Origin of the sequence: Terrabacter sp. NPDC080008, assembly GCF_040702505.1 — a bacterium.
In the GTDB taxonomy this organism is placed as follows: Bacteria; Actinomycetota; Actinomycetes; order Actinomycetales; family Dermatophilaceae; genus Terrabacter.
Window position 1 is genome coordinate 1,182,322 of the sequence record NZ_JBFBLC010000001.1, and the last position, 18,753, is coordinate 1,201,074.

22 protein-coding genes are annotated in these 18,753 nt (G+C 72.3%); 19 read left to right on the forward strand and 3 right to left on the reverse strand.

The genetic code is table 11. From position 1 onward, the window contains the following. Positions 1–43 precede the first annotated feature (43 nt). The 8 genes from AB0316_RS05570 (at position 44) to AB0316_RS05605 (ending at position 6,273) form a co-directional block, all read left to right on the forward strand. Positions 44–1,090, forward strand: coding sequence for a glycine cleavage T C-terminal barrel domain-containing protein (locus tag AB0316_RS05570; protein ID WP_366271304.1), 1,047 nt, complete (start codon positions 44–46; stop codon positions 1,088–1,090). A gap of 51 nt (positions 1,091–1,141) precedes the next feature. Next, positions 1,142–1,996 (forward strand): 3-keto-5-aminohexanoate cleavage protein, encoded by an 855-nt coding sequence (locus tag AB0316_RS05575; RefSeq protein ID WP_366271172.1) that lies wholly within the window; start codon positions 1,142–1,144, stop codon positions 1,994–1,996. Positions 1,997–2,178: 182 nt separating this feature from the next. Then, a complete protein-coding gene (locus AB0316_RS05580) occupies positions 2,179–2,676 on the forward strand; it encodes a helix-turn-helix transcriptional regulator (protein ID WP_366271174.1) in 498 nt (165 codons plus the stop codon). 1 nt (position 2,677) lies between these two features. After that, entirely contained in the window at positions 2,678–3,739 is a 1,062-nt protein-coding gene (locus AB0316_RS05585) for a hypothetical protein (protein WP_366271176.1), read from the forward strand. Between the two features lie 101 nt (positions 3,740–3,840). Next, a complete protein-coding gene (locus AB0316_RS05590) occupies positions 3,841–4,860 on the forward strand; it encodes an asparaginase (protein ID WP_366271177.1) in 1,020 nt (339 codons plus the stop codon). A 22-nt stretch (positions 4,861–4,882) separates the two neighbouring features. Continuing rightward, the gene (gene dtd / locus AB0316_RS05595; protein ID WP_366271178.1) at positions 4,883–5,308 is read left to right on the forward strand and encodes a D-aminoacyl-tRNA deacylase; all 426 of its coding nucleotides are present in this window, start codon (positions 4,883–4,885) and stop codon (positions 5,306–5,308) included. A 102-nt stretch (positions 5,309–5,410) separates the two neighbouring features. Continuing rightward, on the forward strand, positions 5,411–5,725 hold the full coding sequence (locus AB0316_RS05600) for a DUF2516 family protein (RefSeq protein WP_366271179.1): 315 nt from the start codon (positions 5,411–5,413) through the stop codon (positions 5,723–5,725). Positions 5,726–5,799: 74 nt separating this feature from the next. After that, complete coding sequence (locus tag AB0316_RS05605) at positions 5,800–6,273, forward strand: phosphomannose isomerase type II C-terminal cupin domain (protein WP_366271181.1); 474 nt, start codon at positions 5,800–5,802, stop codon at positions 6,271–6,273. 81 nt (positions 6,274–6,354) lie between these two features. On the opposite strand, the gene AB0316_RS05610 is transcribed toward AB0316_RS05605, so the two are convergent. Continuing rightward, complete coding sequence (locus AB0316_RS05610; protein ID WP_366271182.1) at positions 6,355–7,152, reverse strand: class I SAM-dependent methyltransferase; 798 nt, start codon at positions 7,150–7,152, stop codon at positions 6,355–6,357. Between the two features lie 154 nt (positions 7,153–7,306). Here AB0316_RS05610 and mshA point away from each other — a divergent pair, with 154 nt between their 5' ends. Genes mshA through AB0316_RS05625 form a run of 3 tightly spaced genes read left to right on the forward strand, consistent with a single transcriptional unit; the run spans position 7,307 to position 9,939 of the window. Further along, entirely contained in the window at positions 7,307–8,620 is a 1,314-nt protein-coding gene (gene mshA / locus AB0316_RS05615) for a D-inositol-3-phosphate glycosyltransferase (RefSeq protein WP_366271184.1), read from the forward strand. Further along, positions 8,617–9,171: a YbjN domain-containing protein gene (locus tag AB0316_RS05620; RefSeq protein ID WP_366271187.1), complete on the forward strand. Its 555-nt coding sequence runs from the start codon at positions 8,617–8,619 to the stop codon at positions 9,169–9,171. Before mshA ends, AB0316_RS05620 begins: the two co-directional genes overlap by 4 nt. A 24-nt stretch (positions 9,172–9,195) precedes the next feature. Beyond that, complete coding sequence (locus tag AB0316_RS05625) at positions 9,196–9,939, forward strand: phosphoglyceromutase (protein WP_366271188.1); 744 nt, start codon at positions 9,196–9,198, stop codon at positions 9,937–9,939. Between the two features lie 169 nt (positions 9,940–10,108). Here AB0316_RS05625 and phoU read toward each other — a convergent pair whose 3' ends face one another. Next, a complete protein-coding gene (gene phoU, locus AB0316_RS05630) occupies positions 10,109–10,831 on the reverse strand; it encodes a phosphate signaling complex protein PhoU (protein WP_366271189.1) in 723 nt (240 codons plus the stop codon). Between the two features lie 233 nt (positions 10,832–11,064). On the opposite strand from phoU, the gene AB0316_RS05635 reads away from it, so the two are divergent. Together AB0316_RS05635 and AB0316_RS05640 are read left to right on the forward strand one after the other, a co-directional pair. Next, complete coding sequence (locus tag AB0316_RS05635) at positions 11,065–12,393, forward strand: ATP-binding protein (RefSeq protein WP_366271191.1); 1,329 nt, start codon at positions 11,065–11,067, stop codon at positions 12,391–12,393. A 63-nt stretch (positions 12,394–12,456) separates the two neighbouring features. After that, positions 12,457–13,140, forward strand: coding sequence for a response regulator transcription factor (locus AB0316_RS05640; RefSeq protein WP_366271192.1), 684 nt, complete (start codon positions 12,457–12,459; stop codon positions 13,138–13,140). An 89-nt stretch (positions 13,141–13,229) separates the two neighbouring features. On the opposite strand, the gene AB0316_RS05645 is transcribed toward AB0316_RS05640, so the two are convergent. Continuing rightward, positions 13,230–13,751 (reverse strand): hypothetical protein, encoded by a 522-nt coding sequence (locus tag AB0316_RS05645; RefSeq protein ID WP_366271193.1) that lies wholly within the window; start codon positions 13,749–13,751, stop codon positions 13,230–13,232. A gap of 328 nt (positions 13,752–14,079) precedes the next feature. Here AB0316_RS05645 and AB0316_RS05650 point away from each other — a divergent pair, with 328 nt between their 5' ends. From AB0316_RS05650 to AB0316_RS05675, 6 genes are all read left to right on the forward strand, one after another. Continuing rightward, positions 14,080–14,562, forward strand: a complete 483-nt coding sequence (locus AB0316_RS05650) for a CarD family transcriptional regulator (protein ID WP_030199704.1) — start codon at positions 14,080–14,082, stop codon at positions 14,560–14,562. A 49-nt stretch (positions 14,563–14,611) separates the two neighbouring features. Further along, positions 14,612–15,286 carry a 2-C-methyl-D-erythritol 4-phosphate cytidylyltransferase gene (ispD, locus tag AB0316_RS05655; RefSeq protein WP_366271306.1) on the forward strand — a complete coding sequence of 225 codons (675 nt, stop codon included), beginning with the start codon at positions 14,612–14,614 and terminating at the stop codon, positions 15,284–15,286. Positions 15,287–15,389: 103 nt separating this feature from the next. Continuing rightward, entirely contained in the window at positions 15,390–16,214 is an 825-nt protein-coding gene (locus AB0316_RS05660) for an SDR family NAD(P)-dependent oxidoreductase (protein ID WP_366271195.1), read from the forward strand. Further along, a complete protein-coding gene (ispF, locus tag AB0316_RS05665; protein ID WP_366271196.1) occupies positions 16,211–16,753 on the forward strand; it encodes a 2-C-methyl-D-erythritol 2,4-cyclodiphosphate synthase in 543 nt (180 codons plus the stop codon). Before AB0316_RS05660 ends, ispF begins: the two co-directional genes overlap by 4 nt. 91 nt (positions 16,754–16,844) lie before the next feature. Beyond that, positions 16,845–17,393 (forward strand): hypothetical protein, encoded by a 549-nt coding sequence (locus AB0316_RS05670; RefSeq protein WP_366271198.1) that lies wholly within the window; start codon positions 16,845–16,847, stop codon positions 17,391–17,393. Positions 17,394–17,667: 274 nt separating this feature from the next. Next, complete coding sequence (locus tag AB0316_RS05675) at positions 17,668–18,750, forward strand: S-(hydroxymethyl)mycothiol dehydrogenase (protein WP_366271200.1); 1,083 nt, start codon at positions 17,668–17,670, stop codon at positions 18,748–18,750. Positions 18,751–18,753 lie beyond the last annotated feature (3 nt).

An 18,753-nucleotide genomic window follows, 5' to 3' on the forward strand; every position in this document is an offset into this window, starting at 1 on the left:
CGAGACCTGGAATGAGGGGTATGCCGTGGGCGTTCCACCGGGCATGAGTGACGTCGAGCTGCCCACCCGTCCGACGACGGCCCCGAGCCCGCTGCTCGGGCGACCCGGCGCAGTGGCCGGCGAGGGACTCGAGTCCTCGGTCGCCCTGCACTACGGCGACCCGATGCGCGAGCAGCGTCTCCTGGAGGAGGGGCTCGCCGTCGTCGACCTCTCGCACCGCGACGTGCTCACGGTCTCGGGTCCTGACCGCCTCAGCTGGCTGCACTCCCTGACCACCCAGCACCTGCTCGGCCTCGGGCCGCGCCAGTCGCGTGAGGCGCTCGTCCTGACGCCCAAGGGCCACGTCGAGCACTCCCTCCACCTCGTCGACGACGGGGAGACCACGTGGATCACGACCGAGCCGGGAGCCGGCGCCGCGCTGGCCGAGTGGCTCGACAAGATGCGCTTCATGCTGCGCGTCGAGGTCGCCCTCGTCACCGACGGGTGGGCTGTCCTCGGCGAGCCCCACGCACAGGAGTCCGCCGAGGGGGAGCCCCTCGCCTGGCGCGACCCGTGGCCCGACCTCGTGGGCGACACGACGGCGTACGGCCCCACTGAGGACCACCCCGGGAGCGAGCGCGCGTGGCGCGAGGTCCTCGTCCCGCGCGCCGACCTCGTCGCGGCGGTGGGCGACCGGCCGCTCGCAGGCCTGTGGGCCGCGGAGGCGCTGCGCATCGCCGCTTGGCGCCCGCGCCTCGGCCAGGAGACCGACCACCGCACGATCGTGCACGAGGTCGACTGGCTGCGCACGGCGGTGCACCTGCACAAGGGCTGCTACCGCGGCCAGGAGACCGTCGCGCGCGTGCACAACCTCGGGCGTCCGCCGCGGCGTCTCGTCTTCCTGCACCTGGACGGCTCGGGTCACGTGCTGCCCTCCGAGGGCAGCGAGGTCCGCGCCGGCGAGCGCGTCGTCGGGCACCTCACCTCGGTGGGGCGCCACCACGTCGACGGACCCATCGCGCTCGCCATGGTCAAGCGCAACACCGATCCCGAGCTGGAGCTCATGGTCGAGGACCTCTCGGCGGCCCAGACGGTCATCGTCGCGCCCTGACACCTCCGTCGGGTCGGCCGGGGGGGCCCGAGTCGCTGGCAGGATGACGCCATGAGCCCCGCACGCAGCGTCGCGAGCACCCTGATCACCGTCGCACCCACCGGTGCCGAGAGCGCCAAGGCCGACGTCCCCGCCCTGCCGACGACCCCCGAGGAGCTCGTCGAGACGGCCGTCGCCTGCGAGCAGTCCGGAGCGGCCCTGATCCACATCCACGTGCGCGACCGCGAGCACCAGCCCACGCTCGACCCCGTCCTCCTCAAGGAGGCCGTCGACGGCGTGCGCGAGGCCACCGACCTGGTCGTGCAGCTCTCGACCGGCGGGGCGATCACCGACCCCCTGGAGAAGCGGCTGACCGTCCTCGACGCCGATCCCGACTCCTGCTCGCTCACCTGCGGCACCACGAACTTCGGCGACGGCGTCTTCCTCAACCCGTGGGGCTTCATGGTCGACCTCTACCGGCAGGCGCAGGAGCGGGAGGTCGTGCCGGAGTTCGAGATCTTCGAGCTGGGGCACGTCCACGCTTTGCGCCGGCTGATCGACGAGTGCGGGCTGCCCTACGGCGGCAAGGTCCACGTCGACTTCGTGACCGGCGTGCCGGGTGCCATGCCGGGCACGCCCTCGGCACTGCTCGCCGGCGTCGCCATGCTGCCGCCGGAGGTGACGAGCTGGTCGGCCACCGGCATCGGACGGGCCCACCTGCCGATCGCCGCCGCGGCCCTCGCGTCCGGAGGCCACCTCCGGGTCGGCATGGAGGACAACCTGATGTATGCCAAGGGTCAGCCCGTGCAGCACAACCGCGAGCTCGTGGCGCGCGCCGCAGAGCTCGCCACCCTCCTGCAGCGACCGCCGATGTCGACGACCGAGGCGCGCGAGGCGTTGGCGATCAAGGAGCGCCGCACCCGCTGAGCCGAACCAGGGGCGGCCGCGTCGTGTCGCACAGTGCCCACTCGACTTGTGACGTCGAGTGGGCAGTGTGCGACGGCCGACCACGTGGAGTGGGCCATTTGTGACGGGCCCTCACGCCGTGTGGGGCGGGTCACGCTGTCCAGAGTTTGCATTCTGCTTGCTGTAGTTAGCACAATGGAGGCATGAGCAAGCTGCCGCTACCCGACCTCGGGGCGTACCTGCGCGAACAGCGCGAGAGCGCCCAGCTGTCGCTGCGCCAGCTTGCCGAGATGGCGGGTGTCTCCAACCCCTACCTGTCGCAGATCGAGCGGGGGCTCAAGCGCCCCAGCGCCGAGATCCTGCAGCAGATCGCCAAGGGGCTGCAGGTCTCCGCCGAGTCGCTCTACGTCCGGGCCGGCATCCTCGACGAGCGGGTCGCCGACGGTGACCCTGCCGCCGCCCCCGACGTCCTCTCCGCCATCGCGGCGGACCCGGTCCTGACCGACCGGCAGCGCGCGGTGCTCGTCGACATCTACGTCTCGTTCGTGGGCGAGGGCGCCGCTACCACCGCGTCGCCCGCGACCAGCGCTTCGAACGCAGACGACCGCCCGCCGGCCGCTGAAGCCGCGCCGCCGCAGCACCGCCCGTCGCGCAGCCGCACGGCGAAGGCGACCCCAGAGCTCAACGAGAAGGAGAACTGAGATGGCACTCAGCAAGAAGATCACCCAGGCCGTCAAGGATGCCCAGAAGCAGGCCGAGGCCGCGGTCGCGGACGTCCGTGGCCAGCTGGGCCAGATCGACGGCCGTATGCCGGAGGTCCAGGTCGACCCGACGCCCTTCTACGCCGTCGTCGGCGCCGCGAACATCGCGATCGACACCGTGCGCACCGCGGGCGAGCAGCTCGAGGTCGCGCGCAAGCAGGCCAAGAACGTCGACCTGCGCAAGGGCGCCCAGAAGGAGGCGAAGGACCTGCAGAAGGACCTCCAGAAGCGCATCGTCGACCTGCAGAACCGCACCACCGAGCTGCAGAAGCTCGCGACGACGTATGCCGAGCGCTTCGTCTCGCAGGCCCAGGACCTCCCGGCGCGCGTCCTCAACGAGGGCCTCGTGATGGCCAGCAACGCCAAGGACCAGTACGACGCCGCTGCCGCCCGCGGCGAGAAGATCGTCACCGACCTGCGCGCCCAGGGCGAGCGCACCGCCTACGACCTCGCCGAGCGCGGCAACGCCACGGTCACCCGGGGCCGGCGGATGGCTGCCACGACCGTCTCCGAGGGTGGGAAGGTCGCCAAGACGCTGCGCGACGCCGTCGCCGATGATGCCTCCAAGCTCGGCGACCAGGTGGGGTCCTCGGTCGAGGCGCTCGAGAGCGCTTCGGCGCCGGTCGAGCCCACGCGTACGGCCGCCCACGAGCAGGCGATCCGCCGCACGGCGGCCGAGAAGGCCGCGGCGACCCGCAAGGCCAATGCGGTCGAGGGCACCACGACCCGCAAGGTCGCGGCCCGCAGCTCTGCCACGACCGACGACCCCCAGGCGACGGCCGCCCGCAAGACGGCCCCGGCCAAGAAGGCCGTCAAGCGGGCCACCCGTAAGACGGCTGCCGCGACGAGCGGCGTCGCCAAGGGCACGACCAAGAGCGCCGCCAAGCGCACGGCCAAGAGCACGGCCAAGAGCACCGACACGGCGACCAGGAGCACCAAGAGCACGGCGAAGAAGTCCTCGCCGGCCACGAAGACGGCGACGCAGGCCTCGTCCGCCGGCTGACCGGCTCACGGAGCGCCGCCGGCCCTCCATAGCTGCTCGAGACAGGGTCGTCACCCCACGGGGTGGCGGCCCTGTCGGGTCCCTCCGGCATACTGCGGGACGTGTCGGATCACCTCGTTTCGTCCACGTCCGCCCTCGCTCCCGGATTGGAGCCCTTCCCGGTGAGCGCGGCGCTCGCCGATGCCCCTGTCGTCGCCCACGTGGTGCGCGGCGGTTTCGTCGAGTCGGTGCACCACGGCACCGCCGTCGTCACCGGGCCCGACGGCTCGGTGGAGCTCGAGATCGGTGACTCCAGCGGCCCGGTCTTCCCGCGCAGCTCGAGCAAGCCGCTGCAGGGTCTCGCCATGGTCCGCAGTGGCCTGGCCACCGAGGGACGCCTGCTCGCCCTGGCGTGCGCGAGCCACTCCGGCGAGGACTTCCACGTCGAGGCGGCGCGCGAGATCCTCGCCGGGGCCGGCCTGACCGAGACGGCCCTGCAGAACACCCCCGACTACCCCTACGACGACGCGGCCCGCATCGCCTGGATCGCGAGCGGACGGCCCAAGCAGTCGGTCGTGCAGAACTGCTCGGGCAAGCACGCCTCGATGCTGGCGACGTGCGTGGCCAACGGCTGGGACCTCGCCACCTACCGCGACCCCGAGCACCCGCTGCAGCAGGCCGTGCTCGAGGTGGTGCGCGAGCTGACCGGTGCCGAGCCGAGCGCCGTCGCCGTCGACGGGTGCGGCGCGCCCATCCACGCCGTGCCGCTGCGCGGACTCGCGCACGCCTTCGGTCGTCTCGCTGCTGCCACGGACGGTCCGGGGGCCAAGGTCGCCCAGGCGATCCGCGACTACCCCGAGTACCTCGGCGGCACCAGCCGCGACGTCACGGCGCTGATCCGGGGCGTCGACGGGCTCATCGCCAAGGACGGCGCCGAGGCCGTCTACGCGGTCGGGCTGTCCGACGGGCGGGGCATCGCGCTCAAGGTCGCCGACGGTTCCGCGCGGGCTCGCAGCGTGCTGCTCGCGGCCGTGATGCGGCGCATCGGCGTGGGCGGCGACGAGGTGCTCGCGATGCTGGAGCGCCAGCCGGTCCTGGGCCACGGCCAGCCGGTCGGCTCCGTCGTGGCCGTCGGCGTCTGAGACCGGGCACCGGGAGGCCTCCGTGCGGGCGGTGCTGCAACGCGTCACCAGGGCGCAGGTCGAGGTCGACGGGCAGGTCGTCGGCGCCATCGACGAGCCGGGCCTGCTCGCGCTCGTGGGCGTCACCCACGGTGACGGAGCCGAGCACGTCGAGCGGATGGCCCGCAAGATCTCCGAGCTGCGCATCCTGCGCGACGAGCAGAGCCTGCTCGACGCGGGTGCTCCGGTGCTCGTGGTCAGCCAGTTCACGCTCTACGCCGACACCCGCAAGGGGCGCCGGCCGTCGTGGAGCGCCGCGGCGCCCGGGCCGGTGGCCGAGCCGATCGTCGACGAGCTCGTGGCCGCGCTCCGGGCGCGCGGCCTGCACGTCGAGCAGGGCCGGTTCGGCGCGATGATGGAGGTCTCCCTCGTCAACGACGGACCGGTGACGCTGGTGGTCGACGCCTGACGCCCGGACCGTCCGCCTACGCACCCGTTTGAGGCGCGCGCCCCTGATTTCCCGTCCGCCGCCCCACCGGGCTGCATCGGTGGGGCGGGTTACGCTTTCCCCATGCAGCTGTACTCGGGGTTCCAGAGCATCGTCCTCGTCGTGCTCGGCGTCGTGGCGCTCGGGTGCGAGGTCTTCTCGTTCGTCGACGCGCTGCGCCACCCCGAGGGTGCCTACGTCGCGGCCGGCAAGCGCACCCGCACCTTCTGGCTCGTGCTGCTCGGGGTCGCGCTCGCCGTCGGCTTCGTGACGCTGTTCAACCCGCTCACCATCTTCGGCCTGCTCGCCTTCGTCGGCTCGGCCGTCTACCTCGCCGACGTGCGGCCGGCCCTGCGCCAGGTGCGGGGCCTCGGGGGGCGTTCGAACAACGGCTGGTGAGGCCGACTCGCGCGGTCTGGCTCCAGGCGCTGCCCGGCTAGGGCACACTAGGGGCTCATCCACGAGGGGGAACCATGACCCAGCTGCACAGGAACGGCGCGACCGCACCGGCGCTCGAGGCCGAGCTGCACGAGCACGACGACCTGGTTCCGGCGCACACGCCCGACGACTACGACCTCGGCGACCGCAACCCGGCCGAGGACATCTTCGTCGCGGAGCGGCCCTGGGGCCAGTTCCAGCAGTTCGTGTCCAACGAGCAGGTCACCGTCAAGATCATCACCGTCCAGCCGGGGCACCGCCTGTCGCTGCAGCGTCACGACCACCGCGGTGAGATGTGGCAGGTGCTCGACGTGCCGATCGACGTGACCGTCGACGACCGCAGCTGGTCTGCCCAGCCGGGCGAGACCGTGTGGGTGCCGCGCAACGCCATCCACCGCATGGGCAACTCCGGCGACAAGCCGGGACGCCTGCTGGAGGTCGGTTTCGGCCACTTCGACGAGGCCGACATCGAGCGCCTCCAGGACGACTACGCCCGCTGCCCCGACTGAGCCGACACACCAGATCACGTATGCCGCCGGGTCCCCCCGGCGGCATACGTGCGTTCCGGGGGTGGCTCGGTGGCGAGCGGGTCAGCCGGTGGGCGCGACGGCGGCCCAGTCGACGGTGAGCTCGCCGAGGCGCCACCGCGCCGGACCGTCGAGCAGCGGCCAGCTCTCGCGCACCTCGGCCACCGTGGCGAGGAAGCGCTGCCGTGCGCCCCACGAGGAGTGGGAGGCGCTGCGGTCCCACGCGCGGTCGAGGTCGGCGAGGAAGGCGTGCACCGGCTCACCGGGGACGTTGCGGTGGATCAGTGCCTTCGGCAGCCGCTCGGCCACGGCGGACGGACGTTCGAGCCCACCCATGCGCAGCGAGATCGTCAGGCTCACCGGGCCTGTGGCGTCGACCGCCACCCACGCGGCGCGGCGGCCGATCTCGTCGCAGGTGCCGTCGACGAGCAGCCCGTCGGGGGCCAGCCGCTCCTGCACGAGGGACCAGGCGGCCTGCACCTCGTCCTCGGCGTACTGGCGCAGCACGTTGAAGGCCCGCACCACGGTCGGTCGGGCCCCCGCCTCGAGCGGGACCTCGAAACCGCCGAGCCGGAAGGTGAGGCCGTCGCGCTCGAGCGGCTTGCCCGCGGCCACGCGGGCCGGCTCGATCTCGATGCCGACGACCCGCACGTCCTGCCGCACCACCCGGAGCCGGTCGTGCAGCTCGACCGCCGTGATCGGTGAGGCGCCGTAGCCGAGGTCGACGACGACGGGCGGCCCGGGGCTGCGCCGCAGCCGCCAGGCCTGTGGACCGGCGATCCACCGGTCGCACCGGCGCAGACGGTTGGGGTTGGTCGTGCCTCGGGTCACGGTCCCCACGGGGCGCTGGCGGGAGGGCACGCGGGCAGGGTACGCGGATCGCCCCGGTTCGCGGTATTCCGCGCTCGATGCGCCGGTCGATGTGTTCCGGAGTCACCGGCGGCGCCGGAATACATCGACCGGGGGACGGGTTGTCCGGTGTTGCGAGCAGTTGGTGCAGGACGAAGGGATGCCGATGACGGCCGAGCCGAAGCGCGTGGCGATGATCAGCGTGCACACCTCGCCGCTGGAGCAGCCGGGCACCGGTGACGCCGGCGGCATGAACGTCTACGTCGCCGAGAGCGCCAGGCAGCTCGCGGCCCGCGGGGTCGAGGTCGACATCTTCACCCGCCGCACGACCGGCGAGACACCGGTCGAGGCGGAGCTGGCCCCCGGCGTCCGCGTTCGGCACGTGACCGCCGGACCCTACGAGGGACTGGCCAAGGAGGACCTGCCGGGCCAGCTCTGCGCCTTCTCGGCCGGCATCATGCACGCGGGACTGTCGGTCCCCGAGGACCACTACGACCTCGTCCATTCGCACTACTGGCTCTCCGGCCAGGTCGGCTGGCTCGCCGCCGACCGCTGGCGCGTCGCACTCGTGCACACCATGCACACCATGGCCCGCGTCAAGAACCTGCACCTGGCCGACGGCGACCGCCCCGAGCCGCGTGGCCGCGAGATCGGCGAGGTCCAGGTGGTCGAGGCTGCCGACCGCCTCGTCGCCAACACCGACGACGAGGCGCGCGAGCTCATCGAGCTGTACGCCGCGTCGCCGCGCCGGGTGTCCGTCGTGCCGCCGGGCGTCGACCTCGACACCTTCACCCCGGGTGACCGCCGCGCCGCCCGTCGTGAGCTGGGGCTGCCGATCGACGGCGAGCTGCTGCTCTTCGTCGGCCGGATCCAGCCACTCAAGGCGCCGGACGTGCTGCTGCGGGTGGCGGACGAGCTGCTCCGGCGCGACCCGGGCCGCCGCGAGCGTCTCACCGTCGCGGTGCTCGGGGGCCCGAGCGGCAGCGGCCTGGACCGGCCGGACGAGCTGGAGGAGCTGGCCCGGGCGCTCGGCATCGCCGACGTCGTCCGCTTCGTGCGGCCGGTGCCGCGACCGGTCCTCGCGCAGTGGTACCGCGCCGCCGACCTCGTCCTCGTGCCGAGCCACTCCGAGTCTTTCGGGCTCGTCGCCATCGAGGCCCAGGCCTGCGGCACGCCCGTCGTCGCCGCGCGGGTCGGCGGTCTTCCGACGGCCGTGGGGGAGGCCGGCGTGCTCGTCGACGGGCACGGGATCCCGGACTGGGCCGACGCAGTGGGGTCGCTGCTCGCCGACGAGCGTCGTCGCCTGGCGCTGGGCGCGGCCGCCGTCCGACACGCGGGGCAGTTCGGCTGGGGCGCCACTGCGGACCGCCTGCTCGACGTCTACCGTCAGGCCATGCGAGAACGCGCCCGCGCCGGCACCGAGTCGCCTCTCGACGAGGCCCGCAGCCTTGTCGGGGTCCCGACCGCGGTGATCCCGTGAGCGGCCTTCCGGAGCCGGGGCCCGAGCCGGGGAGCCAGCAGGGCACGGGCCCGGCGGCTGCTGCGGGGGCCCGCCTGACGGCATACCTGGGCTCCGTCGGCCTGGAGTGGGAGCTCGGCGGGCGGCCGGGGGAGTACGTGGTCACGCTCCCCGGGGAGAAGAAGCTCAAGACCGTGGTGTCGGTGCTCGTGCGCGACCGGACGACGAGTCTCAGCGCGTTCGTCATCCGCAACGCCGACGAGAACCACGAGGCGTTCTACCGGACCCTGCTGCGCAAGAACCTGCGGCTGCAGGGCGTCGCCTACGCGATCGACGGCGACGGGGACGTCTACCTCCGTGGTGAGCTCCCCACGGTGGCCGTGGACGCCGAGCACCTCGACCAGCTCTTCGGCGTCGTGCTGGGCGCGAGCGACGACGTCTTCAACGAGCTGCTGGCCCTGGGCTTCCTCGGCTCGATGAGGAAGGAGTGGGCGTGGCGGGTCTCGCGGGGCGAGTCGACGCGCAACCTCGACGCCTTCCGTCACCTGCTGGACGACGGCGCGGAGGCCTGAGCAGCGCTCGCTAGGCTGGCCGACATGACCTACACGCTCGTGCTCCTCCGCCACGGCGAGAGTGACTGGAACGCCAAGAACCTCTTCACCGGCTGGGTCGACGTCGACCTCAGCGACAAGGGCCGGGCCGAGGGCGTGCACGCCGGTGAGCTGCTCAAGGAGGCCGGCGTCCTGCCCGACATCGTGCACACCTCGCTGCTGCGGCGGGCCATCACGACCGCGAACGTCGCCCTCGACACCGCCGACCGCCACTGGATCCCGGTCAAGCGCGACTGGCGCCTCAACGAGCGGCACTACGGCGCGCTGCAGGGCAAGAACAAGAAGCAGACCCTCGAGCAGTTCGGCGAGGAGAAGTTCATGGAGTGGCGTCGGTCCTACGACGTGCCGCCGCCGCCCATCGAGGAGGACGACGAGTTCTCGCAGCACGGCGACCCGCGCTACCAGGGGCTCGGCCCGGCGATGCCGGCCACCGAGTGCCTCAAGGACGTTGTCGCACGCCTGATGCCGTACTGGGAGAACGAGATCCAGCAGGACCTCGCCGACGGTCTGACCGTCCTCGTCGCCGCGCACGGCAACTCGCTGCGGGCCCTCGTCAAGACGCTCGACGAGATCAGCGACGAGGACATCGCCGGCCTCAACATCCCTACCGGTATGCCGCTTGTCTACGAGCTCGACGAGTCGTTCCGTCCCGTGACGCGCGGGGGCCGCTACCTCGACCCTGAGGCTGCTCGCGCCGCCGCCGAGGCCGTCGCCAACCAGGGCCGCTGAGCGGACACCCTCACTTTCCGTCGAGAGGCCAGAGTTCGCGGGTCTCGCCACGTCGAAAGGCCACTTCTCGTCACCGAGAAGTGGCCTTTCGACTGCCCCGCACCCGCGAAGAGTGGCCTCTCGACGGTGGAGTGGGCCGTCCGCCCCCCGCGGCGGACGGGTCGCGGGGTCAGAGCGAGGGCGTCGCGCCGCTCTCGAGGCTCGCGATGACGTCGGCGTCCTCGGCGTCCTCGTGGTCGTAGCTGACCTCGGAGTCGTACTCGCCCGTGACGAGGTAGACCACGCGTCGGGCCACCGAGACGGCGTGGTCGGCGAAGCGCTCGTAGTAGCGGCCGACAAGCGTCAGGTCGAGGATCGCGCTGCGCGACCACGACGTGTTCTCGTCGAGCAGGGCGGCGAACAGCTCGCGGTGGAGGTCGTCCATCGCGTCGTCGTCCTTCTCCAGCGCGATCGCGGCCGCGACGTCCTTGCTGGCGATGATCGAGCCGCACTTGGCGACGATCGCCTCGGCGACCTGGCCCATCTGCAGGATGTGCGAGCGCAGCTCCGGGGGGACCGCCGACTCGGGGGTGCGCAGGCGGGCCACCTTGGCGACGTGGCGGGCGAGGTCGCCCATGCGCTCGAGGTCGGAGCTCATGTGCATGGCCGTCACGACGATGCGCAGGTCGGTGGCGACCGGCTGCTGGCGGGCGAGCAGGTCGATCGACAGCTCGTCCAGCTCGATGCGGATGTCGTCGAGCTTGCGGTCGGCCTCGATGACCGACTCGGCGAGGTGGACGTCGGCATCGAGCAGTGCGGTCGTCGCGCGGGAGATGGCCGACCCCGCGAGCCGGGTCAGCTCGACGAGCTGGTCCGAGATCGTGTCGAGGTCCTCGTGGAACTGGTCGCGCATGCTCTTCCTGTCGGTTGCCGGGCTGGTTGGAGTCCGCGGGCGGTCACGTGTGGGACGAGCGTGCCACCTCCCATGGTGCGCTGACGGCACACGGCGGGGACACGCGCCCGGTGTGAAGGGTCGCAGAAGTGCGTGAATGCGTGTGGACGCCAAGGTGAACACTGGGTTCGCGTCGCGCACGGCGGGGCGCCGCGTGGTCGGTGGCAGCCCGCCCCGTGCGTACGCTGAGTGTCGTGGACCCGACGACCGCGGCAACGCTCGGTGGCATCGCCGGCCTCGCCCTCGGGGGCGTGGCCATGGTTGCCGTACGCCTGTCCGACCGTTCCTCTGCGGCAGAGACGCCCGCTCCTCCCGCCCCGCCCCTGCCGCCCGGTGTCGGGGACGTCATCGCGGTGCTGCGCTCGAGCGGGATCCTCGTCGACTCCTCTGACCGGGTCGTCAACAACTCCCCGGCCGCGGTGGCGCACGGTCTCGTCCGCGGGCAGGAGCTCGTCCACCCGGAGCTGCTGCACCTGGCCCGGGCCGTCCGGCGCGACGGCGTCATCCGCGAGTCGGAGCTGACGCTGCAGAAGGGTATCGGGGAGGGACGCCTCGTCGTGGCCGCGCGCGTGGCGCCGCTGGGCGCCGACCACGTGCTGCTGCTCGTCGAGGACCGGTCCAAGGCCGCCCGCGTCGAGGAGATCCGGCGCGACTTCCTGGCCAACGTCAGCCACGAGCTGAAGACCCCGGTCGGCGGCATCTCGCTGCTCGCCGAGGCGGTCCTCGACGCCCACGACGATCCCGAGGCCGTGGCCCGCTTCGCCAAGCGCATCAGCGTCGAGTCCGCGCGGCTCACGCGCCTGGTCAAGGAGATCGTCGAGCTCTCGCGACTGCAGGGAGCCGACGTCATCAAGGACCCCGCGATCATCGACGTCGGGGCCTGCGCGCGCGACGCGACCGAGCGCAGCCGCCTCATCGCCGACGAGCACCGCATCGAGCTCGTCACCGCGATCGACGAGGGCTGCGAGGTCTGGGGCGACGCCGAGCTGGTGACGACGGCGATCAGCAACCTCGTCGGCAACGCGATCGCCTACTCCGACTCCGGCACGCGCGTCGGCGTCATGGTGCGCCGCGGCCGCGCCGGCGTCGTCGACGTGTCGGTGACCGACCAGGGCCTCGGCATCGCGCTCGAGGAGCAGCAGCGCATCTTCGAGCGCTTCTACCGTGTCGACACCGCGCGCTCGCGGGCGACCGGCGGCACCGGGCTCGGCCTGGCGATCGTCAAGCACGTCGCCGACAACCACGGCGGCAACGTGTCGGTCTGGTCCGAGGTCGGCCGCGGGTCGACGTTCACGATCGAGCTCCCTGCGGCCAACGCCTCCGCCCCGATCGAGCCGGCTGAGCCGAGCGTGCCGGCGGCGCGGTCGGCGAGCGCGGAAGGGCCCGTGACCCCGTGGTCCTCCGAGGTTGGTGAGGTTGCCGAGCAGCCGTATGCCGCCGTCCCGACCTCGGCCGGGCCGCCGGGCGGAGCGCCTGCCGAGCCGGTGCCCGAGCCGCCCTCCCGAGCCACCCATCCGGCCTGAGCGCCACCCATCCCGCCTGAGCCGCAGCCGGACCGGCTGCGGCCCGACCCCGAGAGGTCCGTCTTGAGTCGCATTCTCATCGTCGAGGACGAGGTGTCGTTCTCCGACCCGCTGTCCTACCTGCTGAAGAAGGAGGGCTACGACGTCGCGGTGGCCGAGACCGGTCCCGACGGCCTGGCCGAGTTCGACATGAACGGGGCCGACCTCGTGCTGCTCGACCTGATGCTGCCGGGGCTGTCGGGCATCGACGTATGCCGGGCCCTGCGCCAGCGCTCCTCGGTGCCGGTGATCATGCTGACCGCCAAGGACAGCGAGATCGACAAGGTCGTGGGCCTCGAGATCGGCGCCGACGACTACGTGACGAAGCCCTACTCCAGCCGCGAGCTGCTCGCCCGGGTCAAGGCGGTGCTGCGCCGGCTGGCGGAGCCGGAGGACCTGCTGCCCTCCACCCTCGAGTCAGGACCGGTACGGATGGACGTCGAGCGCCACACGGTCACCGTGGACGGCAGGTCGACGCCGTTGCCGCTCAAGGAGTTCGAGCTCCTGGAGATGCTGCTGCGCAACTCCGGCCGGGTGCTGACGCGCATGCAGCTGATCGACCGGGTCTGGGGCAGCGACTACGTGGGGGACACCAAGACGCTCGACGTCCACGTCAAGCGCCTGCGCGCGAAGATCGAGCCCGACCCGGCGAACCCGGTGCACATCGTCACGGTGCGGGGGTTGGGCTACAAGTTCGAGGCGAGCTGAGCCCGCTCGTCCGGCGGACAGCCGAGAACGGCAGACGCCCGGCCACCTCGTGGTGCCGGGCGTCTCGCGTCGGACGGGTCGCGCTGGTCTCAGCTGCCGGTCGGGGCGGGCGTGACCGTCGAGTAGTAGTCGGTCGGCGCTAGCACCGGCACCTTCACGACGACGGTGCCGCCCGTGCTGGCGGTGATCTTGACCGGGACCAGCCGGCCGGGCTTGGCACTGACTTGGTTCAGCTGCAGCCCCTTGGACTCGAGCGTGACCTGCTGCGAGGGCCCCACCTGCAACTCGGAGCCGGTAGGCGGTGTGGCGGCGTTGGGGTCGCCCTGCGCCGAGATCTGGACGGTCACGTCCTGCTGGCCGGAGTTGTACGCCGAGCCGTTGACCACCACGGTGCCGTCGCCGTTGCCGATGAGGGCGAGGTCGCGCAGCGCGAGGTTGCCGACGTTGGCGCTGATGCCGTCGGCCGGCTGGTAGGACGCCTGGGTCTGCAGGGGCGAGTTCAGCTCGCAGCCGGCCGTCACGGCGGCGAGGGCGACACCGGCGAGCGCGGCCGACACGCGGCGGACGGAGGGACGACGCGCGGGGGCCGGGGCGGGGAATCGACGCTTCACGGGGCACAGCCTACCCACGCACGTCCGCGCGCACGCCGTGGGCTGCCAACGGTGTGCCGCGCGGTTCCCGGGGGCGGCGACCGGGGCAGTTGCGGGTGGTTGCCGCCGGGTCGCCGGCTGCCGAGGCGGCATCCGGGCGGGCCCGGGAGGCCGCGGCGGGGGCCCTTCCGAGCCCTGTGGATGCATGCCGACTGCGGTTCTGTCAAGACGCCGCGGTGTCCCTTTTGCGCCGTCACTGTGGCTCTGACCTGCGCAGATGCCCGATCCTGAGATCGCTATGCACGGCTGTTCGTGATAATCTGGGGGTCGCGAAAGGGGAAAACAGCACATGGTTTTCAAGGTCGGCGAGACGGTCGTGTACCCCCACCACGGGGCTGCACTGATCGAAGAGATCAACACACGCACGATCAAGGGAGAGGACAAGCTCTACCTCAAGCTCAAGGTCGCCCAGGGTGACCTGACGATCGAAGTGCCAGCCGAGAACTGCGACCTCGTGGGTGTCCGCGACGTGGTGGGCCAAGAGGGTCTGGACCGCGTGTTCGAGGTGCTGCGCACCCCGCACACGGAGGAGCCGACCAACTGGTCCCGCCGCTACAAGGCTAACCTCGAGAAGCTCGCGTCGGGCGATGTCATCAAGGTTGCCGAGGTCGTTCGTGACCTGTGGCGCCGCGACCAGGACCGCGGCCTGTCCGCCGGCGAGAAGCGGATGCTCGCCAAGGCGCGCCAGATCCTCGTGTCCGAGCTGGCGCTCGCAGAGAAGACCGACGAGGAGAAGGCCGAGACCATCCTCGACGAGGTCCTCGCCTCCTGACTCGGGCAGTTCCCTGAACAACGAGACCGGAGCCGGTCGCGTCGGCGTCATCGTCGTCGCGGCCGGCTCCGGTTCGCGTCTGGGGGCCTCGGTGCCCAAGGCGTTCGTGCCCCTCGCGGGCGTCCCCCTGCTGGGGCACGCCCTGCGGGGGGCACTGTCGTGCCCGGCTGTCTCTGAGGCCGTCGTCGTCGCTCCTGCCGCCCACTGCGCCGAGGCGCAGTCGCTGGCCGAGGACGTATGCCGTGAGCTCGGGTCGGCAGCCACCGTGACCGTCGTCGTTGGTGGGGCCCAGCGGGGCGACTCCGTCGCGGCCGGCCTCGCAGAGCTCGGTGACGACATCGACATCGTCTTGGTCCACGACGCCGCCCGATGCCTGACCCCGGTGCAGGTCTTCGACCGGGTCGTCGCCGCCGTGCGGGCCGGGGCACCCGCGGTGGTGCCCGGTACGGCCGTCGTCGACACCGTGAAGCAGGTCGACGGCGACGGGCACGTCGTCGCGACTCCCGATCGGTCGACGCTGCGGGCCGTGCAGACGCCCCAGGGCTTCCGGCGTGACGTGCTCGAGCGGGCCCACGCCGTCTCGAGCGCGGCCACCGACGACGCGGGACTGGTCGAACGCCTCGGCGAGCGCGTGCTCGTCGTCGACGGCGACCCCCGCGCCCTCAAGATCACCACTCCGGCCGACCTCGAGGCCGCCGCCCGCCTGCTCCCCGCCCACCCCTGAACCCGGACGATGTGGGCCGCGTCATCGGAGACGCGTCAACACATCGACCGGCGCCACGGCCCTGCGCGGCGACGAGGTGGTCGGCGCGCCTATTCTCGGCAGCGTGACGAGCGAGCAGACGACAGCGCAGACCCGTGAGAACCCCGCAGGCCAGGACCGGCCCGTGGCCCTCATCACCGGTGGCGGCACCGGCATCGGTGCGGCGATCGCCCGGCGGCTGGCCCACGACGGCTTCGAGGTCGTCGTCGCCGGGCGCCGGCGCGAGAAGCTCGACGAGGTCGTGGCAGCCGTCGAGTCCGAGAGCGGCGCAGCCCGGGCCCTGGTCATGGACGTGACCGACGCCGACTCCGTGTCCGCCGGCGCGGGCGCCCTCGAGCGCTGCGACGTCCTGGTCAACAACGCCGGTGGAGCGCTCGGGGTGAGCCGCGTCGAGGACGGGGACCCCGGCGAGTGGGAGCGGATGTACGCCACCAACGTCGTCGGCACGATGCGGGTCACCCAGGCCGTGCTGCCGCTGCTGCGCCGGTCCCCGCGGGCGACGATCGTCGACATCAGCTCGATCGCCGGCGAGCGCGTCTACGAGGGCGGCGGTGGCTACGTCGCCGCCAAGCACGGCACCTCCGTCGTCTCCGAGACCCTGCGTCTCGAGCTCAACGGCGAGAACATCCGGGTCGTCGACATCCGTCCCGGCATGGTGCACACCGAGGAGTTCTCGCTGACCCGCCTGCACGGCGATCGGGCCGCGGCCGACAAGGTCTACGAGAACGTCGACCGGCCGCTCGTCGCCGACGACGTCGCCGAGTGCGTCGGCTTCGTCGTCGGCCTGCCGCAGCACGTCAACATCGACACCCTGGTGGTCAAGCCGGTCGCCCAGGCCGCGCCGCACAAGGTGCACCGCGGGCCGATCGACTGGAAGAACGGGCAGTGACCGCCGCCGCGTCCGAGTCCGAGGCGTCGGAGCCGCGAGACCCGGCGGCGACGCTGCCGCGCGTCGGCATCGGCGTGGACGTGCACGCATACGCCCCCGAGGGCTCGGGGCGCGAGCTGTGGGTCGGCGGGCTGCTCTGGCCGGGGGAGCGCGGGCTCGAGGGGCACTCGGACGCCGACGTTGCGGCGCACGCGGCGTGCGACGCCATCTTCTCGGCTGCGGGCATCGGCGACCTCGGCGCGCACTTCGGCACGTCGCGGCCCGAGCTCGCCGGCGCCTCGGGGGTCACGCTGCTCGGTGAGGCCGCCCGGCTGGTGCGGGAGGCGGGCTACGAGATCGGCAACATCGCGGTGCAGGTGGTGGGCAACCGGCCCAAGGTCGGCACCCGCCGTGGCGAGGCCGAGGCCGCGCTGTCGGCGGCCGCGGGGGCGCCGGTATCGGTCAGCGGAACGACCACCGACAGCCTCGGCCTCACCGGCCGGGGAGAGGGCGTGGCCGCCCTCGCGACCGCCCTCGTGGTGCAGCGCACCCGGCGCTGACCTGCGGCGACGCGGTTGCAGCGGGGGCCGGACGGGTACACCGACGGTGAAGCGGCGACACGCCGCCCGTCGGCACGACCAGGAGGACGGCATGACCACCAGCACCATCATCTGGATCATCGTGGCGGTGATCGTCGTGATCGCCATCATCGCCCTGGTGAGCTCGCGCAGCCGGGGACGGCACGTGGAGGCCCAGCGTGACAAGGCGGCCGAGATCCGACAGGAGGCTGCCGAGCACGACCAGCACCTGCGCGAGCGGGAGGCGAACGCTACGGAGGCCAAGGCCCGTTCGGACCTGGCACGCGCCGAGGCCGAGAAGCGCCAGCTCGAGGCCGAGCGCCTCGAGGCCGAGGCACGCGAGCACTCCGGGGACGCGGAGGCCGTCAGGCGCGAGCGCGACGAGCGCATGCGCCAGGCAGACCTGCACGACCCCGACGTGCGCACCGACAAGGAGGGCTACCGGCTCGACGAGGACGGCAACCGCCTCGAGGAGCAGCGCGCCGGCGAGGGGCTGGGCGGCGAGAACCACCTCGGGGAGAACCGGCTGGGCGAGAACCGCCTGGGCGAGCCCCGGGGGACCGAGCGGCTCGACGAGACGCAGGCGCGCGATGAGACCGGCGAGGTCACCCGCGACCGCTGAGGCAGCCACCCGGCATGCGGAATCGGCGGCTGGGGACCGACCCACTGCTGTCGCAAAGTGCCCACTCGATGTCGCAAAGTGCCCACTCGATGTCGCAAAGTGCCCACTCGATGTCGCAAAGTGCCCACTCGACTCTGAGAGTCGAGTGGGCACTTTGCTGCGCGCCGTGACCAGGCGCGAGGCCACACGACCGCTGCAGCCCACCGGCTGCCCGGTGCCTGAGCGCGTTTGGGAGGATCGGGGCGACCATACCGACGAGGCCTAAGGAGCCGTCATGCCGCAGACCGTCAAGGGTGTCATCAGCCGCGCGAAGGGGGCGCCGGTCGAGGTGGTGGATGTGGTGGTGCCGGACCCGGGGCCGGGTGAGGCAGTCGTCAAGATCGAGACGTGCGGGGTCTGCCACACCGACCTGCACTACCGCGAGGGCGGGATCAACGACGACTACCCGTTCCTGCTCGGGCACGAGGCGGCCGGCTACGTCGAGGCCGTCGGCGAGGGCGTCACCGACGTCGCGCCGGGGGACTTCGTCATCCTGAACTGGCGCGCGGTGTGCGGCCAGTGCCGGGCGTGTGCCAAGGGCAAGCCGTGGTACTGCTTCAACACCCACAACGCCACGCAGAAGATGACCTTGACCGACGGCACCGAGCTGACCCCGGCCCTCGGCATCGGCGCGTTCATCGAGAAGACCCTCGTCGCCTCCGGGCAGTGCACCAAGGTGCCCGAGGCCGACGCCGCCGCGGTCGGGCTGCTCGGCTGTGGGGTGATGGCCGGCTTCGGCGCGGCCGTCAACACCGGCGGCGTCACCCGGGGTGACTCGGTGGCCGTCATCGGCTGCGGCGGGGTGGGCAACGCCGCGATCGCGGGCGCGCAGCTGGCGGGGGCGACGACGATCATCGCGGTCGACATCAGCGACGCCAAGCTCGAGCAGGCCAAGGCGTTCGGCGCCACCCACACCGTCAACAGCAGCGACACCGACCCGGTGGAGGCGATCCGCGGCCTGACCGGCGGGAACGGCGCCGACGTCGTGGTCGAGGCGGTCGGCCGGCCGGAGACCTACGAGCAGGCCTTCTACGCCCGCGACCTGGCCGGCACCGTCGTCCTCGTCGGCGTGCCGACGCCGGACCAGCAGGTGACCCTGCCGCTGATCGAGATCTTCGGCCGCGGTGGGGCGCTCAAGTCGAGCTGGTACGGCGACTGCCTCCCGAGCCGGGACTTCCCGATGCTGGTCGAGCTGTACAAGCAGGGCCGCTTCGACCTCGACGCGTTCGTCTCCGAGCGGATCGGCCTCGGTGACATCGAGGCGGCGTTCGAGAAGATGCACCGCGGTGAGGTGCTGCGCTCGGTGGTGGAGCTGTGACGA

Bases quoted from the DNA above. Each gene is read 5' to 3' on its own strand.
- AB0316_RS05570 (WP_366271304.1), top strand. From the start codon at position 44: ATGAGTGACGTCGAGCTGCCCACCCGTCCGACGACGGCCCCGAGCCCG.
- AB0316_RS05575 (WP_366271172.1), top strand. From the start codon at position 1,142: ATGAGCCCCGCACGCAGCGTCGCGAGCACCCTGATCACCGTCGCACCC.
- AB0316_RS05580 (WP_366271174.1), top strand. From the start codon at position 2,179: ATGAGCAAGCTGCCGCTACCCGACCTCGGGGCGTACCTGCGCGAACAG.
- AB0316_RS05585 (WP_366271176.1), top strand. From the start codon at position 2,678: ATGGCACTCAGCAAGAAGATCACCCAGGCCGTCAAGGATGCCCAGAAG.
- AB0316_RS05600 (WP_366271179.1), top strand. From the start codon at position 5,411: ATGCAGCTGTACTCGGGGTTCCAGAGCATCGTCCTCGTCGTGCTCGGC.
- AB0316_RS05605 (WP_366271181.1), top strand. From the start codon at position 5,800: ATGACCCAGCTGCACAGGAACGGCGCGACCGCACCGGCGCTCGAGGCC.
- mshA (WP_366271184.1), top strand. From the start codon at position 7,307: ATGACGGCCGAGCCGAAGCGCGTGGCGATGATCAGCGTGCACACCTCG.
- AB0316_RS05625 (WP_366271188.1), top strand. From the start codon at position 9,196: ATGACCTACACGCTCGTGCTCCTCCGCCACGGCGAGAGTGACTGGAAC.
- phoU (WP_366271189.1), bottom strand. From the start codon at position 10,831: ATGCGCGACCAGTTCCACGAGGACCTCGACACGATCTCGGACCAGCTC.
- AB0316_RS05650 (WP_030199704.1), top strand. From the start codon at position 14,080: ATGGTTTTCAAGGTCGGCGAGACGGTCGTGTACCCCCACCACGGGGCT.
- AB0316_RS05670 (WP_366271198.1), top strand. From the start codon at position 16,845: ATGACCACCAGCACCATCATCTGGATCATCGTGGCGGTGATCGTCGTG.
- AB0316_RS05675 (WP_366271200.1), top strand. From the start codon at position 17,668: ATGCCGCAGACCGTCAAGGGTGTCATCAGCCGCGCGAAGGGGGCGCCG.